The following is a 1,088-nucleotide window of genomic DNA, read 5'->3' on the forward strand; positions in this document are numbered from 1 at the left end:
AACATACAATCCGTCCTTGGACAAGGCCATGGAAACGGCTAAGGAACTGGGATGTGCAGTCGAGGATATATGGTCAAAAAATCAACAGTAAAACAACAGCGGTTCAACAGTGACTCAACAGTTCCTGGCAAACTATCCGTGGGGCGTCTTTTTGACTGACTCGCGCGTCTCTCTCAAGGGCGCACAGATGTAGAGTTCGGGAGAGTCATCACGACGGCGGACAAGTATAAGCGAGAGCACGGGGCGCTGCGTCCCGTCCGATGCCTTCAGGCGCTTCTTTTTCACCGTGCTTGTCATTGGCTGTGCACCATGTTGACGAACCGTTTCAAGGATAAAATTACTCTTAACCGTCTATTATAGAGAAATATAGGATAGGTAAGGCCCATTATAAAACCCTGATACATACGCAGGGATATTTAGGAGAAAAGATTAAGATGAAACTTTCCGAAGTGCAGGACCGTTACGAAGCTATTTTGCATGATATCCCAAGTGGAAAAGCTCAAGACAAGGCACTATCTAACTTAATGGACGTCGTGAAAAGGGAATTTGGTGTTCCGCTGATGCAGGACTTGGAATGGGAACGCGAACACCCTGCTGTTATAGCCATGTATCGAAAAATCGCGAACAGTAGGACATTTGACTACTAAATTAATCAGGACGAAGTCCTTCTCCCTGTTTCAGTGTGATGCGTGATCGGGAGTCTCGTTACTACAGAGATGTGCCTCTATCACGAGGGCGCGCTGCGTTATTTAATTTTATTGTATCCTCACTCAACGATTCTGTAAAAAGTCACCCCGACTAGGACGACAACCCATGCGGGGTGACTCTATTTATTGAGTTATACTTTTAACCCATTGTATATTCCACATATCATTAGGTTCAATAATACCCCAACCCATCCCATTTTTATTATGGATATTCCTTCCTTCGTGCAGGTGATACACGATATCGAATACCCATCCGGTTTTTGAATTGCTTAGTTCTTCCGCAAATATATCGGCTCGTGTAGCTGGAACGGATTCTAAGGCCATTTTTCCCCCTATGTAGGGATAATCCCACCAATGTTTAAACAACGGCCATGCTTGGTC

At 45.0% G+C, this 1,088-nt stretch carries 2 protein-coding genes; one reads left to right on the forward strand and one right to left on the reverse strand.

Annotation, left to right across the window (positions count from 1 at the left end):
- Window positions 1-434 precede the first annotated feature (434 nt).
- Window positions 435-647 carry a hypothetical protein gene (locus tag J3482_RS20085; RefSeq protein ID WP_021298698.1) on the forward strand — a complete coding sequence of 71 codons (213 nt, stop codon included), beginning with the start codon at window positions 435-437 and terminating at the stop codon, window positions 645-647.
- A gap of 183 nt (window positions 648-830) precedes the next feature.
- On the opposite strand, the gene J3482_RS20090 is transcribed toward J3482_RS20085, so the two are convergent.
- Window positions 831-1,088 (reverse strand): hypothetical protein (locus tag J3482_RS20090; protein ID WP_206923070.1); only part of this gene is annotated, 258 nt, incomplete at its 5' end.

The sequence above is a fragment of the Alicyclobacillus suci genome (genome assembly GCF_017329615.1).
Classification (GTDB): Bacteria; Bacillota; Bacilli; order Alicyclobacillales; family Alicyclobacillaceae; genus Alicyclobacillus; species Alicyclobacillus suci.

Coding starts and splice junctions, on each gene's coding strand:
- J3482_RS20085 (WP_021298698.1), top strand. CDS start 435: ATGAAACTTTCCGAAGTGCAGGACCGTTACGAAGCTATTTTGCATGAT.